General features: G+C 59.0%; 16 protein-coding genes. 2 read left to right on the plus strand and 14 right to left on the minus strand.

The genetic code is table 11. The annotated features are described in order from the left end of the window. Nucleotides 1-62 precede the first annotated feature (62 nt). The 10 genes from KX729_RS13445 to KX729_RS13490 form a co-directional block, all read right to left on the minus strand. Entirely contained in the window at nt 63-344 is a 282-nt protein-coding gene (locus KX729_RS13445; RefSeq protein ID WP_219742962.1) for a DUF2160 domain-containing protein, read from the minus strand. 15 nt (nt 345-359) lie between these two features. Further along, the gene (locus KX729_RS13450; RefSeq protein WP_219742963.1) at nt 360-1,187 is read right to left on the minus strand and encodes a carbohydrate ABC transporter permease; all 828 of its coding nucleotides are present in this window, start codon (nt 1,185-1,187) and stop codon (nt 360-362) included. A gap of 15 nt (nt 1,188-1,202) precedes the next feature. After that, a complete protein-coding gene (locus tag KX729_RS13455) occupies nt 1,203-2,069 on the minus strand; it encodes a carbohydrate ABC transporter permease (protein ID WP_219742964.1) in 867 nt (288 codons plus the stop codon). Between the two features lie 4 nt (nt 2,070-2,073). Next, on the minus strand, nt 2,074-3,144 hold the full coding sequence (locus KX729_RS13460; RefSeq protein WP_219742965.1) for an ABC transporter ATP-binding protein: 1,071 nt from the start codon (nt 3,142-3,144) through the stop codon (nt 2,074-2,076). A gap of 10 nt (nt 3,145-3,154) precedes the next feature. Then, nucleotides 3,155-4,225, minus strand: coding sequence for an ABC transporter ATP-binding protein (locus KX729_RS13465; protein ID WP_219742966.1), 1,071 nt, complete (start codon nt 4,223-4,225; stop codon nt 3,155-3,157). A gap of 40 nt (nt 4,226-4,265) precedes the next feature. Beyond that, entirely contained in the window at nt 4,266-5,780 is a 1,515-nt protein-coding gene (glpD, locus tag KX729_RS13470; protein WP_219742967.1) for a glycerol-3-phosphate dehydrogenase, read from the minus strand. Nucleotides 5,781-5,889: 109 nt separating this feature from the next. Next, the gene (locus KX729_RS13475) at nt 5,890-6,663 is read right to left on the minus strand and encodes a DeoR/GlpR family DNA-binding transcription regulator (RefSeq protein ID WP_219742968.1); all 774 of its coding nucleotides are present in this window, start codon (nt 6,661-6,663) and stop codon (nt 5,890-5,892) included. Nucleotides 6,664-6,795: 132 nt separating this feature from the next. After that, nucleotides 6,796-7,548 (minus strand): ABC transporter ATP-binding protein, encoded by a 753-nt coding sequence (locus KX729_RS13480; RefSeq protein ID WP_219742969.1) that lies wholly within the window; start codon nt 7,546-7,548, stop codon nt 6,796-6,798. Beyond that, nucleotides 7,542-8,612 (minus strand): FecCD family ABC transporter permease, encoded by a 1,071-nt coding sequence (locus tag KX729_RS13485; RefSeq protein ID WP_219742970.1) that lies wholly within the window; start codon nt 8,610-8,612, stop codon nt 7,542-7,544. The genes KX729_RS13480 and KX729_RS13485 overlap by 7 nt, the downstream gene beginning before the upstream one ends. 6 nt (nt 8,613-8,618) lie before the next feature. Beyond that, nucleotides 8,619-9,755, minus strand: a complete 1,137-nt coding sequence (locus KX729_RS13490) for an ABC transporter substrate-binding protein (RefSeq protein ID WP_219742971.1) — start codon at nt 9,753-9,755, stop codon at nt 8,619-8,621. Nucleotides 9,756-9,862: 107 nt separating this feature from the next. Here KX729_RS13490 and KX729_RS13495 point away from each other — a divergent pair, with 107 nt between their 5' ends. Then, on the plus strand, nt 9,863-10,651 hold the full coding sequence (locus KX729_RS13495) for a class I SAM-dependent methyltransferase (protein WP_219742972.1): 789 nt from the start codon (nt 9,863-9,865) through the stop codon (nt 10,649-10,651). 238 nt (nt 10,652-10,889) lie between these two features. Here the strand turns inward: KX729_RS13495 and KX729_RS13500 are convergent, their stop codons facing one another. Then, on the minus strand, nt 10,890-11,783 hold the full coding sequence (locus KX729_RS13500; protein ID WP_219742973.1) for a glycoside hydrolase family 25 protein: 894 nt from the start codon (nt 11,781-11,783) through the stop codon (nt 10,890-10,892). A 221-nt stretch (nt 11,784-12,004) separates the two neighbouring features. Between KX729_RS13500 and lhpI the strand changes: the two genes are divergently transcribed. Next, nucleotides 12,005-13,723, plus strand: a complete 1,719-nt coding sequence (lhpI, locus tag KX729_RS13505) for a cis-3-hydroxy-L-proline dehydratase (protein WP_219742974.1) — start codon at nt 12,005-12,007, stop codon at nt 13,721-13,723. 43 nt (nt 13,724-13,766) lie between these two features. Here lhpI and KX729_RS13510 read toward each other — a convergent pair whose 3' ends face one another. The 3 genes from KX729_RS13510 to KX729_RS13520 form a co-directional block, all read right to left on the minus strand. Then, on the minus strand, nt 13,767-14,039 hold the full coding sequence (locus tag KX729_RS13510) for a hypothetical protein (RefSeq protein WP_246617572.1): 273 nt from the start codon (nt 14,037-14,039) through the stop codon (nt 13,767-13,769). Nucleotides 14,040-14,092: 53 nt separating this feature from the next. Then, nucleotides 14,093-14,584: a hypothetical protein gene (locus tag KX729_RS13515; protein WP_219742976.1), complete on the minus strand. Its 492-nt coding sequence runs from the start codon at nt 14,582-14,584 to the stop codon at nt 14,093-14,095. Nucleotides 14,585-14,707: 123 nt separating this feature from the next. Next, nucleotides 14,708-15,154, minus strand: coding sequence for a hypothetical protein (locus KX729_RS13520; RefSeq protein ID WP_219742977.1), 447 nt, complete (start codon nt 15,152-15,154; stop codon nt 14,708-14,710). Nucleotides 15,155-15,207 lie beyond the last annotated feature (53 nt).

The raw sequence follows: 15,207 nt of genomic DNA on the forward strand, positions 1-15,207 counted from the left end.
AGTTTGCGATTGCAACGTTCGACTTGAAGTGCCGGTTTTCCCGACACTTTTTGGACTTGCCTTTATACGAAGCGGAAGACGCCGATGGCGTAGACCACTGCGATGGCAAGAGCCCACCACAGGTTGGGGCCGATCAGTCCCAACCATGCGAGATGAATGAATGCCGCGCCGAGCAGCGAGATGAACAGCCTGTCTCCGCGCGTCGTTTCGAAGCGCAGGATGCCTGTCCGCGGCGAACCGCCGGGCGCGAAATATTCCCAGATGCTCATGCCGATGAGCAGAGCGAGGATCGTCAGAAAGAACAGCGCCGTTGGCAGCGTCCAGGCCATCCATGAAAAGCTCATTTGTGCCTCCTCCTGTCAGACGCGGCCGAGGGCGAAGCCCTTGGCGATGTAGTTTCGGACGAAATAGATGACGAGCGCGCCGGGAACGATGGTCAGCACGCCGGCCGCGGCAAGCACGCCCCAGTCCATGCCGGATGCGGACACGGTGCGGGTCATTATGGCCGAGATGGGCTTGGCGGCGGTCGTCGTCAGCGTGCGTGCCAGCAAGAGTTCCACCCAGGAAAACATGAAGCAGAAGAAGGCGGCGACGCCGATGCCCGATGCGACGAGCGGCATGAAGATCTTCACGAAGAAGCGCGGGAAGGAATAACCGTCGATATAGGCGGTTTCATCGATTTCCTTCGGCACGCCGGACATGAAGCCTTCGAGGATCCAGACCGCCAGCGGCACATTGAACAGGCAATGCGCCAGTGCGACCGCAATATGCGTGTCGATGAGGCCGAAAGCCGAATAGAGCTGGAAAAACGGCAGGGCGAATACCGCCGGTGGCGCCATCCGGTTGGTCAGCAGCCAGAAGAACAGGTGCTTGTCGCCGAGGAAGCGATAACGCGAGAAGGCGTAAGCCGCGGGCAAGGCGGCCAGCACCGATATGATCGTGTTCAGCACCACATAGATGATCGAGTTGATATAGCCGTTGTACCAGGAAGGGTCGGTGAAGATCACCATGTAGTTCCGGAACGTCGGGTTCTGCGGCCAGAGGGAAAACGTGCCAGTGATCTCGGAGTTTTCCTTGAAGCTCATGTTGATCAGCCAATAAATCGGCAGCATAAGGAAGACGATGTAGATCGTCGAGACCAGCCAGGAGAGGTTGCCCGCAGGCTTGTATTTTATGGTTGAAGCCATGGTGCTCTCCTGTCCTCACGTATCCGCATCGCTGCTAGTCATCACGGTGTAGAAAATCCATGAGAGCAGCAGGATGATCAGGAAGTAGACGATCGACATGGCGGCCGCTGGTCCGAGGTCGAACTGGCCGACAGCAGTCTTGACGAGGTCGATCGACAGGAAGGTGGTCGAGTTTCCAGGCCCGCCGCCGGTGACCACGAACGGTTCCGTATAGATCATGAAACTGTCCATGAAGCGCAGGAGGACGGCGATGAGCAGGACCCGCTTCATCTTCGGCAGCTGGATGTAGCGGAACACCGACCACCGCGATGCGCCATCGATCTTGGCCGCCTGATAATAGGCATCCGGAATGGAAACGAGACCGGCATAGCAGAGCAGCACGACGAGGCTCGTCCAGTGCCAGACATCCATAACGATTACGGTGATCCAGGCATCGATCGGATCGCGGACATAATTGTAGTCGACGCCGAGCGCTTCCAGCGTGTGGCCGAGAAGGCCGATATCGACACGGCCGAATACCTGCCAGATGGTGCCGACGACATTCCACGGAATGAGCAGCGGAAGCGCCATCAGCACGAGGCAGATCGGCACGCCGATGCCCTTTTTCGGCATGTTCAGCGCGATGAAGATGCCGAGCGGAATCTCGAGCGCCAGAATGATGAAGGAGAAGAGCAGGTTGCGCTGCAATGCCTCCCAGAAGCGCGCCGATTTCAGGATCTCGGTGAACCAGTCGGTGCCGGCCCAGAAGAATTCATTGTTGCCGAACGTATCCTGCACCGAATAATTCACGACCGTCATCAGCGGAATGACCGCCGAGAAGGCGACGAGCAGCAGCACCGGCAGGACGAGAAACCAGGCCTTGTTGTTCCAGGTCTTTTCCATCGCTTCAGGCCTCCCTGCCGACGCGCCACGAATTGGCGTAGATATTGAGCGCCGACGGATCGAATGTGACGCGGGCCTCGGCCGGCACGTCGGTATCCTCGGATGCGACGATCGAGATCGGCTGGCCTGCAAGGCTGGCGCGGACGATCTTGCGGCGGCCGATGTCCTCGACGCGCGTTACCGTGACCGGCATGCCTTCTCGGCCGAGGCGGATGAATTCGGGCCTGATCCCCAGTTCGACGGTCGCTCCGGCGGCAATCTTCGGCGAATGGTCCAGCGCAATTGTCTCGCTACCGATCCTGATCGCATTGCCCTGAAGCTCGGCGGGCATGACATTCATGCCGGGAGAACCGATGAAATAACCGACGAACGTATGGCTCGGCTTTTCGAAAAGCTCGGCCGGCGTGCCGATCTGGACGATCTGGCCTTCGTACATCACCACTACCTTGTCGGCGAAAGTGAGCGCTTCGGTCTGGTCGTGTGTGACATAGACCATGGTGAAGCCGAACTGCTTGTGGAAACGCTTGAGCTGCGATCGCAGCACCCATTTCATATGCGGATCGATGACGGTCAGCGGTTCGTCGAAAAGGATCGCGTTGACATCGTTGCGGACGAGGCCGCGCCCCAGCGAGATTTTCTGTTTCTGGTCGGCCGTCAGCCGCTGGGCCTTGCGCTTCGACCAGTCGGTAAGGTCGATAATCTCCAGCATCTCGCGCACACGGCGATCGACGTCTGCCTCCGCGACACCCCGGTTTCGCAACGGGAATGCCAGATTGTCGTAAACGGTCATCGTGTCATAGATCACCGGGAACTGGAAAACCTGGGCGATATTGCGCTCTTGCGTGGAAAGATCGGTGACGTCTTTCCCGTCGAAGAGAATGCGGCCATGGGACGGGTGCAACAGGCCGGAGATGATGTTGAGCAGGGTGGTCTTGCCGCATCCGGAAGGGCCAAGCAGTGCATAGGCACCGCCATCGGCCCATTCATGGTCGACTTCGCGCAGCGCATAAGCCGTTTCGGATTGCGGATTGGAGCCGTAGGCGTGGCGGATATGATCGAGCGTGATGCGTGCCATGTCCGTCTCCTCAAGCCGCCGCCGCGATGGCGCGACCGTCTGTTCCGAAAGCCAGCAGGTGGCGGGTGTCCAGAAAGAGGTCGATATCCGTATCCGGATCGATGTCATGGATGCCGGGCGCCAGCATGACCCAGCGCACGCCGGCAAAGTTCATATGAACGAAGCTTTCGGAGCCGGTGATTTCCGATATCTGTGTCTTCGCTCTAAGCTTCACCGCAGTACCTGTTTGTGCCGAGAATCCCAAGTGATGCGGGTGGAATGCGATTGTCACTGGCCCGTCGGGCAAGGCTGAAAGATGCGGCGGGACGCCGATGCCATCAGTGCCCTGATGCTGGAATGAACCTCCGGACTTGACGACATCGATGAAATTGAGCGGCGGATCGGCAAAGGTCTTGGCGGTAACGAGATCCACCGGTCGGCGATAGACATCGATGGTCGGGCCATATTGTGTGATGCGGCCTTCCGACAATGCCGCCGTATTGCCGCCGAGCAAAAGGGCTTCGGAAGGTTCGGTCGTCGCATAAACGAAAATGGCGCCGGATTGCGCGAATATCCGCGGAAGCTCTTCGCGCAATTCCTCGCGCAGCTTGTAGTCGAGGTTGGCGAGCGGTTCGTCCATCAGCACCAGGCTCGCATTCTTGACGAGCGCCCTGGCAAGTGCGGTGCGTTGCTGCTGGCCGCCGGAGAGATTGAGAGGCGTACGGTCGAGATAGGGCGTCAGCCGCAGGAGTTCGGCGGCCTTGCGGACTTCGCGGTCGATCGTCGTTGCATCCTTGCCGGCGATCCGCATCGGCGAGGCGATGTTTTCATAAACGGTGAAAGCCGGATAGTTGATGAACTGCTGGTAGACCATCGCGACATTGCGCTTCTGGACAGCGACGCCAGTGACATCCGTGCCATCGAAAACGATCGATCCGCTGGTCGGGCGGTCGAGCCCGGCCATCAGCCGCATCAGCGACGTCTTCCCCGACAGCGTCGGGCCGAGCAGGACGTTCAGCGAGCCGCGGTCGAATGCAAGACTGGTCGGGTGAATATGATACTCACCTCCCACCATCTTGGCGATGTTGCGCATTTCCAGCATGCAGGTTCCCGTGCCTCCTCACAGCGGGAACACATGCCGCTTATCCGGCCATTCTTGCCGGTATCGCGGCCATGTACTCCTCCAGGTATTTCGCCTCTTCCTCAGTCACTCGCAAACCGTCCTTGGTCCTCCGCCAGAGCACATCCTCCGCACCCATGGCCCATTCACGGTCGATCAGATATTTCACTTCCGCTTCGTACAGGCCGCCACCGAAGTGACGACCGAGATCCTCCATCCTGGTGGCATTACCAAGGATCACCGCCGCGCGGGTCCCGTAGCGTCGCACCAACCGCCGCGCGTACCGTTCCTCCACGAACGGATATTTGCCCATCAGCTTGGCAACTTCCGCCTCGTAACCTTGGGCTGCAAAGTCGCCTCCTGGCAAGTGGCTTTTTGCGGTCCAGGGCTGGCCCTTCGCTCCGATCGCCTCGGCGATCTTCTCAAGCGCGTGTTCCGAAAGGCGGCGATAGGTCGTCAGCTTGCCGCCGAAAACATTGAGCAACGGGGCATTGCCGCCATCGGAAAGCTTCAGCACGTAATCGCGCGTCGCCTCTTGCGCCTTCGAGGCTCCGTCGTCGTAAAGCGGCCGAACCGCGGAATAGGTCCAGACGATATCGTCCTGCGTCACCGGCTCGCGGAAATACTCACTGGCGGCATTGCAGAGATAGGCGGTTTCCTCCTGCGAAATCCGGACGTCCTTCGGATCGTCCTTGTAGTCGCGGTCGGTCGTGCCGATCAGGGTAAAGTCGGTTTCGTAGGGGATCGCGAAGATGATCCGGTTGTCCTGGTTTTGGAAGAAATAGGCCCGGGTGCCCTCGAATTTTTTCTTCACGACGATATGGCTGCCCTGGACGAGGCGGACATGGTGGGCTTCGTTATTGCCGAGCGCCTCGCGGATGACGCGGTCGACCCAGGGGCCTGCGGCGTTCACCAGCATGCGGGCCTGATGGGTCTGCGCTCGGCCGGTCGCGGTCTCGACCGTTTCGATTGTCCACAGGCCGTTCTCCCGGCGGGCAGATATGACCTTGGTCCGCGGCAGAATCAGCGCGCCGCGATCAGCCGCATCCCTGGCGTTCAGCACGACCATCCGCGCATCATCGACCCAGCCGTCGGAATATTCGAATGCCTTGGTGAAAAGCGGTTTCAGCGGCTTGCCGGCCGGATCGGAACGCATGTCGAGCACGGCTGTCGGCGGCAACAGTTTTCGGCCGCCCAGATGATCGTAGAGGAACAGGCCGAGGCGAATGAGCCAGGCGGGGCGAATGCCCCCTTTGTGGTAAGGCAGCACGAAGCGCATCGGCCAGATGATATGCGGCGCCATCGCCCAAAGCGTTTCGCGCTCCATCAGCGATTCCCGCACCAGCCGGAATTCGTAGTGCTCGAGGTAACGAAGCCCGCCGTGGATGAGCTTTGTGGCGCCGGAAGATGTGCCGGAAGCGAAATCGTTCATCTCGGCAAGCGCTACGGAATAACCGCGCCCGGCGGCATCACGCGCGATACCGCAGCCGTTTATGCCGCCGCCGATGACAAAGATATCGTGAATTTGCTGGCTCATCACTCCCCTCGCCGATCAGAAACATACGGCAGTTCACTGACATGTGAACCTGAGATTGATTAAAGCGAAAATTTTTCGAATGTCAAACGAATGTCGTTCGCCAATAAATTCAGTGGTTTTCTTTCGTGGTTTCCAGGAGCGCGACACCGTTCTGCTGACAAATCTCGCGGATGGAGGGCGAATCGCAGTGGTCTGTAATGAAGGTTTGGACCTGCGAAATCTGACCGATCCGCACCGGGGCGGTGCGCTCGAACTTGGTCGAGTCGGCGACGAGGATCACATGCCGGGCATTGGCGATGATAGCCTGGGCCACCTTCACCTCACGAAAATCGTAATCGAGAAGTGCGCCGTCCGGATCGATAGCTGATGCACCGATGATCGCATAATCGACCTTGAACTGTCGGATGAAATCGACCGCTGCTTCACCGACAATCCCGCCGTCGGATTGGCGCACGACGCCGCCGGTAATCACCACCTCGATCTCGTCCAGAAGGCGTAACCTATTGGCAACGTTTATATTATTGGTGATCACCATCAGTTCGCGGTGATTGACCAATGCCTCTCCAACGGCTTCTGTTGTGGTCCCGATGTTGATGAAGAGCGAAGAATTGTCGGGGATCAGCCCGGCTGCCGCGATGCCGATAGCCTGTTTTTCCGTGGCGGCGATCTGGCGCCGTGCGTCGTAGCGAACATTCTCGTTGCTGCGCACCAGCGTGGCGCCACCGTGAATTCTGGTCAGCAACTCGGCATCGCAGAGATCGTTCAGATCCTTGCGAATCGTCTGGGGTGTGACCGAGAACTGCGTTGCCAAGTCATCGACCAGAACACGGCCCTGTGACTTGGCAAGCTCCACGATCTTCGTTTGGCGCTCCGTCAGGAACACGAGCCCTCTCCATTCGCTTTTTTTTCTCTTTTAGCGAAAACGCGCCTGAAGGCAAAGACGAATGGTGATTTTGTTCAAGGCAGCCGAATACGCGCGAAAGCGGGCCGTCAGGATCCGAATATCTCCCCGGAATTAATGGGCTGTCCCGTCCACGATGACGTGATCGTGGTCCATCGAGCATTTCTCAATGCGGGCATGTACCTTGTAGACGTCGCGCAGCATATCGACGGTAACGACATCGCGGGGATTGCCGCAGGCGCGCATGCGACCGTTGGCGATGACCAGCACCTTGTCGGCGAAACGCAGTGCTTGGTTGATGTCGTGGATGGCGATCATCACGATCATGCCCTTCGAGCGCGCCTGCCGCTGCATGAAGTCGAGCACTTCCACCTGGCGGTGGAGGTCGAGCGCGCTGGTCGGTTCGTCCATCAGGATGATTTCCGGCTCGCGCGACAGCGCCTGCGCGATCGATACCAGCTGCCGCTGGCCACCGGAAAGCGCGCCGAGGTCCCGGAATGCGATGGAGCTGATATTGAGCGCTCGCATGATCTCGTCGATGAAGATGAGATCGCGATCTCCCACGGCCCAGGACTGGCCCTGCTTGCGGGCAAGCAGGATCGATTCATAGACCGTCAGCACCGCATTGGCGGACGTATCCTGCGGCATGTAGGTGATGGCGTTCTTGGTCTTCGCGCCATCGATGACGATATTGCCGGGTCCCTTCAGGAGGCCGGTGATGCGCTTGAACAGCGTCGACTTGCCGGCTGCGTTAGGGCCGATGACCGCGACCACTTCACCAGCCTTCATCACCGGCGTCGTCACGTCTTCGACGAACAGCTTGCGGCCGTGATAAGCGCCGACCGATTGCAGTTGCAGCGCTACCATGACCGGCTCCGGTTCGAGAGGATGAGCGAAAAGAAGAACGGCACGCCGACGAGAGCGGTGATGATGCCGATCGGGAAGACGACGCCCGGAATGATCGACTTCGAGACGATCGAGGTCAGCGACAGAAGCAGCGCGCCTGACAGGATGGAGCCTGGCAAGAAGAAGCGCTGGTCCTCGCCTAGGATCATGCGGGCGATATGCGGGCCGACAAGGCCAACGAAGCCGATCGTGCCGACGAAGCTGACCGGCACGGCAGCGAGCAGTGAGACGATCAGCATCGTCTCCAGCCGGATGCGGCGGACATTGACGCCGAAGCTCGCCGCCTTGTCCTCGCCGAGCCGGATTGCGGTCAGCGCCCAGGCATTGCGGGCAAACAGCGGCAGGGCGATCAGTACCACGGCAAGCGTCATCCAGATCTTCGGCCAGGTCGCCTTGGTGAGGCTGCCCATTGTCCAGAACACCACTGCCGACAGCGCCTGTTCGGTGGCGAGATACTGCACAAAGGCGAGCAGCGCATTGAAGGTGAACACGAGCGCGATGCCGAGCAGAACAACCGTCTGTACGCTGACGCCGCGCATCTGCGAGACGAAATGGATGAACAGGGTTGCGATCAGCGCCATGATGAAGGCATTGACCGGCACCAGCAGGCTCGCTGCGACGGGGATAATCGAGATGCTGGTGACGATCGCAAGTGCCGCGCCAAAGCTTGCCGCAGCCGATATGCCGAGCGTGAACGGGCTCGCCAGCGGATTGGCAAGGATCGTCTGCATCTGCGCACCGGCGACCGAAAGCGCGGCCCCGACGAAGATCGCCATGACGGCGACCGGCATGCGGATGTCCCAGACCACGGCGCGGACCTGCGCCGAGACGGAGGACGGATCGATCAGTGCGGCGATGACTTCGCCGAGGCTGTAGCGAGCCGGCCCCCAGGCGAGATCGACGGCAAATGACAAGCACAGGGCGGCTGTCATGGCGGCGAGGATCAGAAGCTTGCGGCGGGCGAGGGCGCGATAGCGCTCCCGCCCGGCTTCAGCTTCGATCTGCAATGCGGCGATCTCGGCCATATCGGTTTACTTTGCCGCCTTTGCGTCGACCCAGTAGCCCGGCTGATAGGCGACCGGCAGGAATTTGTCGGAGAATTCCTTGAAGGTCGCATCCGGGTCGAGATCAGCGAAGAGCTCCGGATGGAACCACTTGGCCATCTGCTGCACGGCGACGAACTGATAGGGGCTGGTGTAGAACTGGTGCCAGATGGCATGGACATTGCCGCCGGCAACCGCCTTGGAGCCGGTGAAGGCCGGGTTCTGCATCAACGTGTTCAGCACCTTGCGGCTGTCTTCGATTGTGGCCGCCGCAGATGGGCCGACATTGACGTAATCCTTGGCGTCCTTGGTCTGGCTCCAGTTGGAACCGGTGACGACGATCACGTCGGGATTGGATGCGACCACCTGCTCGGCATTGATCGAGCCGGTATAACCCGGCAGGAAGTCGGAGCCGAGATTGTGGCCACCGGCCCAATCCACCATCAGGCCGAAATTGTCCGGGCCGAACGTGCCGCAGCATTCGACGAGGCCTGCAGCGCGATACATGAACACGTTCGGCTTCTTCGGATTGGCGGCCTTCAGCTTGTCGGTGACGCGCGCCATCTGCTGCTTCCAGTAGGCGGCGACAGCTTCGGCGCGGTCCTCATGGCCGAAGAGCTTGCCGAGGATCTTCAGGCTCGGCTCGGTATTGGCGAGGATCTGCTCGCGGAAGTCGATATAGACGATCTTCACGCCGATCTTGTTCAGCATGTCTTCGAGCTTCACCTCGTCGGCTGCCTTCTTGTTGCCGATCGGCAGAAGCAGGACATCCGGGTTCAGCTTGACGACGGTTTCGGTCTGCAGCGTGCCGTCGGTCAGGTTGCCGAGATAGGGCAGTTCCTTGCCCTTCGGGAACTTGGCGACATAGGCGTTGAAGCCGTCCTTGTCGGTGGTCCAGAGATCGTTGCGCCAGCCGACGATCTTGGCGAACGGGTCTTCCTTCTCGATCGGCGCCACGCCGTAGAGCATCCGGCCTTCGCCCAGAATAACGCGCTCGACTGGCTTGTCGAACTTCACCTCGCGGCCTGCTACGTCCTTCACGGTGAAGGACTGTGCCAGTGCGGAAAAGGGTAAAAGGCTCGCAAGCACAACCGTTGATGTTGCAAGCATTTTCGCGAAATTCATCTGGAAACTCCCCCGATGTCTGATAATGTCCGCATGCATAAGAAATACGACTTTGGAATCAAGTTTTATGTTTTAGAGCTTTTCCAAGGTGATCAGGGCGTTCCGTAATGAATTCGATAGGCTCCAACTATTCCATCCGCGATGAGATCCGCGACTTCTGGTCAGAGAGGGCTGCGACGTTCGACGAAAGCGTCGGGCACGAAATCTTCTCGGAGGAAGAGCGCAAGGGATGGCAGCGGCTGATCCGCAAGCACCTGGGCGATGGCACCGGCCGGGCCGCTCTGGATCTTGCCTGCGGCACGGCGGTCATTTCGCATCTGATGAACGATGTCGGGTTCAAGGTCACCGGGCTGGACTGGTCAGACGCAATGTTGGCAAAGGCCCGCGCCAAGGCGAAAAAGCGCGGGACCGATATCCGTTTCGTCTCGGGTGATGCGGAGAATACTATGGAGCCGAAGGACAGCTACGATGCGATCACCAACCGGCATCTGGTCTGGACGCTGGTCGATCCGGCAGCGGCCTTTCGCGAATGGTATTCGGTGCTGAAACCCGGCGGCAAGGTGCTGATCGTCGATGGCAATATGGGCAAGGAGACCTGGGTGAAGGGCCTGCAGAAGCTCTGGACCAGGCTGACCGGCAAAGAGCCGGCGAGCCACATGAAACCGGAAATGATGGCGCGCCATCAGGCTATCCGCTCCCGGGTACATTTCTCGGACAAGATGCCGGCGGAAGCCATCGTCGAGCTTCTCCGTCAGGCAGGCTTCGAAAATATCGTCGTCGACCGGAAGCTTTCCGATATCCACTGGGCCCAGGCCCGCAAAATGCCTTTCCTGCGCGGTCTTGAACGCATGGTGCAGGATCGTTTTGCGATCTGTGCGACGAAGCCGGCGAAGTAATTCTTCGCCCGGCATCGCGGCTTCCATTCATGTCCCGGCCGGCCCTGCCTTGTTGCCTACGCAAGCCGGCATGAGCGGGGCGTATTCAGAAGAGGTGTCGGATCCATGATGGTTAGGCACCAAAGCTCTGCGCGGCCACAATGAAGGACTCAGCGGCTTGGTCAAAATCTGTCAGGCAGCGATAAGCTTCGATATGTGAATGGCGATAACGGGCTTATTCCGGTGTTAGCCCTCGGGCTTAGAACGGCTGGTATGCGGTTGAGGCATCAGCAATCAGGTTTGGCTCTGCGGAGTCTGATGGCAACAGGGCTCCCTGACCCCAGACGCGCTTCAATTCATCTAACCCAACGCTTGCGACATTTACGTCGATATCGGTGAGTGTGCCCGGTATTCGATAGGGGCATTTCTTCTTGGAGCAGTTCGTTGATGAGGAAAACTGCCAAAGGAAATAGTTGGACCAGCTGCCGATCGGAAAAACCTCTGAAACATCGGGCTTGTATCGCGCGTACCATATGGGCAGGCGTGATAGCAGTTCGTGTTCTTTGCGGGTGGCGGCGATATATCTGGCAACGCTGTGGTTCGTATAGAGAATGGGATAGCGGCCCGTGCGAAACTTGATGTGGCGAACGAAGATTTCGGCGTCATCCAGCGACATGAATTTTGCGTCGATATCCTCGAGATCCAGCACCATCAGATCACTGCTATCCGGTTCGGCATAGTCGATGAAATGGTTCGCTTGATCTATCGGGTTTCCGGGACGGGCAAGATGATAAGCGCCCCATAAGAGACCAGCTCCGCGAGCCACCAGTCGGCGCGTTTGGTAGAGTTCCTTGCTGACCGCGTATTTCCGCCACTTGGTCCTGCAGAGGGCGAAGGCATCGGAATCTTCCTTCGCTGAGCAGGCATAGGTTTCCGGCAGACCGTCGGAAGCCTTGTGAATGAAGCCTGCGATGCGCTTGTCGCTGAGAAGCTTCTGCCAGTCTATGGTGTTCAGCTCGTAGGCATCGACGATCAGCGGCAGGCCGGGATCGCGCCAGGGCTTGCTTTGCCCCGCCTGGCTGCTTTGAGCAATCAGGCAGCTCCAGACCAGAACTGCCAATATGCCAGCAATGTTTGCGAACCGCTTTTTCATCTCGAAAGCGTAAAAATTACTGGTTAATCAAAAATTAAACCGGCTCTACCGAGATACCATCTATGAAGGTTCATGGTCCGCTGGCAGACCAGAGTGGAAAATCCGCTTGCGGTCGGCCTGTGCGACCTTCCACGCTTTGGCTATTTCCCCTTCATAGAACGAATTGGCGCGCCTTTCTGGAGTGACTTTCGTTATCGTTCGATCGAGGGAGTGACGATCTCATGGATGCAATTTTTGGCGAGCCGATGACACTCGGCAAAGCTGCCGGGCCTGTGCTGGCCTGCGATACCGCGCTGTCCTTCTGGGGTGGGGTCGATCCCGCGACAGGCATCGTAATCGATACGCACCATCCACTTCATGGCAGTAGCCTGAAGGGCAGCGTGCTTGTCATACCGAGCAGCCGTGGTTCCTGTTCGGGCAGCGGCGTGCTTATGGAACTGATGTTGAACGGCCACGCGCCGGCAGCGCTCGTCTTTTTGGAGAATGAGGAAATCCTGACGCTGGGCGCGATTGTCGCAAAGCGGATTTTCGGTCTCTCCCTGCCGATCGTCAGGATCAACGCGGAGGACTATGGGCTCCTCGCCAAGTGCGAGTGCGCTTTTATTGAAGACGGAACGGTCTATTTGGCGAAGCCTGAAGGCATGATGCCGAAGCGCGAAAAAGCTTGTCCGGCTGATCTTGCGCTGACGGAACTGGACGAAGCGTTTCTCGCCGGTAGACATGGAAGAGCGGCACAGGCGGCCATGGAAATCATCGTCGAGGCTGCCGGGATCTATTCAGCCGGCCGTCTGCATGATGTCGGCCGGGCACATATCGACGGCTGCATCTATACGGGCGAGGCGGGCTTGCGTTTTGCCGAGACGCTGGTGGACTGGGGTGGATTGGTGAAGATACCGACAACGCTCAATGCTATCTCGGTGGACTACGATCGATGGAAGACACAGGGCGTCGCCCCGTCGCTTGGTACAGCCGCAAGCCGGCTTGCAGATGCCTATGTGGCAATGGGTGCGCGCCCAACCTTCACCTGCGCTCCCTATCTCCTCGACGACGCGCCCATGGAAGGCGAGCAGATCGTCTGGGCAGAATCCAATGCCGTGGTTTTCGCAAACAGCGTGTTGGGCGCCCGCACGATGAAATATCCAGATTATCTGGATATCTGTATTGCATTGACGGGTCGGGCACCCTGGGCCGGATGCCACCTCGATAAGGAGCGCGAGCCGCAGTTCGTGATCGAAGTCTCCACAGTTCCCGATGACGACGCATTTTACCCGCTTCTCGGCTACCATGCCGGTAAGCTTGCCGGAGCGCGGATACCTCTGATCGTCGGGCTCGAAAACGCGCCCATCACCCGCGATGATCTTAAAGCCTTCGGGGCGGCGTTCGCGACAACTTCCGCGGCGCCGATGTTTCACATTTCCGGCGTTACTCCGGAAGCACGCCATCCGGATAAGATAACCGCGCTCCGGCAGAAATTGCCGCAGGTGGCGATTGCCCGATCTGATCTGGCAGAAAGCTGGCAAGAGCTGAATGGCGTGCCGGCGTCACAACAGATCGGTCTGGTCGCGCTTGGAAACCCGCATTTTTCTGCGGAGGAAATCGCGGCATTTGCAGCTCTTTGCAAAGGCAAGATTCGGCATCCCAAAACGAATGTCATGATCACTTGCGGTCGCGATGTTTATCGCCGCGCCGTCGATGAGGGGTCGGTCGGCGCGCTCGAAGCCTTCGGCGTAACCTTCGTCACCGATACCTGCTGGTGCATGATCGGCGATCCGGTCATCCCGAGAGAGGTTTCGGTCACGCTGACCAATTCCGGCAAATACGCCCATTACGGTTCAGGCCTTTCCGGCCGGTCCATGAGATTTGGCAGCCTCGCCCAATGCGCCACGGCCTCGGAGGCGGGGGAGTATGACAGCCGTCTTCCTGAATGGCTTGCCGAATAGCCGCTGGTGCAGAGCTCAAAGAGAGCTTGATAAAGAGGTGCCTTCAGCGTCCTTCTATATTCAGCTCGTAGTCTGCCAATGCGTTCTGAACCGAAGCCTTCTTGGCATAACGCTTCAGGAGACGTGCCAAAGCGGCGTCGGTGCCGGTGCAAAGCCGGCGGAGCTCGCGGTCGATCTGCGCCTGACGGCCCGCATCGGGCGAGGCTTCGCCGCGGAAATGATCGCAATCGTTCCGCCGGCTTATGAAGGTTTCGACCTCTGCCGGAAGAGATGGACTCTTTGACGGGGCGCTTTCAGCCTGGGAAGAGGCCGGCAAGATTGTGAGCGCCAAGGCTGCAAACAAGCATGGCCGGAATAGTATTTGGGACATTACTCGATCTGCTCGTCCAGCTGCTTCGCTACGCCTTCATAAAGACGAGCTGAAGCCTGATTGCCCTGTTTGGCATATCGGGAGCTGACTTCTCGTGCCGCTTTGACCGCAGCCTCGAAGGCATCCATCCTGACTTGGAATTCAAGCTCGGCGTCGCCGATGTCGCCATTTTTGAAATGGCCGACGCGGTAACCCTCGTTGTCGATGACCCCGATCGTCGGAATGCCGGCGCGCATCTCGCCATAGAAAGCGGGGCCTGCCTGGTTGCCGTCGCGACGCCGGAGCATGCCGAAACCGGTTGCCTTATTGGCCGGGCATTCACCCACCCAATAGGTCGGACCGGCGGTCAGCGATACCGGCGAAACGAATTCGCACTGGGAGGTCGGGTCCTTCGACCACTTTTGGCCGCCCGCCTGAGCCTGGGTCTGGCCCTGTGCCTGAAATGCCATGAAGGATGCGATGGCCGCCAGCAAAGCAGGGCGCCCCATCATTCGCGCTCCAGATTCCAGAAACGAAAGTCGTTTTTGCAATTCTCAACCTCCCGTCGATCAGGCGCCGCGATGGGTGCCGCCAGCTTGCGCTCATTACGTTTAGCAGCGGCATGTAACAGACCGCTATCGATCCAGATCGCTGTCAGCTAGTTTGTAGTGCGCGCCTCGTCTTTTGCAATCGGTGAGGCGTGCTGCAACCCATTTCCGGGTGACGAGGTATGTACTGCTGCCCACCTCATTCCGGCTTCGAACGACGTCCGTCTTCAGATCGAGTTTGCGGGGGGCAAAAACCAGCGTGTCGTCCGGCGACGTATCAGGCACCGTGCCACCCCAGAAAATCAGCTTATTTGCCTCGCGCCAGTGGACCCAGGCATATCCGCCACTCGCCCGGTATGTGACGACGCAGAAGTGCTGCATGCCTTTTGGTCTGGGTTCGGTGGAGGCAATCAGGCGCTTCAGCGCGGGGATAGGGCTTCCAAATCGAGCATCGGATGCGGCCGATGCCGGAGCGTGAAAAGCAAGCGTCATCACCATCAGCAATGTCGGGAATGAAGTTCTGCCCCAGCTCATGTGTTCGGCGTCCGCCTTTTGCTACCCCTGATTATGGGCGATCACTCCCAGCA

Source organism: Neorhizobium populisoli, assembly GCF_019430945.1.
GTDB lineage: Bacteria > Pseudomonadota > Alphaproteobacteria > Rhizobiales > Rhizobiaceae > Neorhizobium > Neorhizobium populisoli.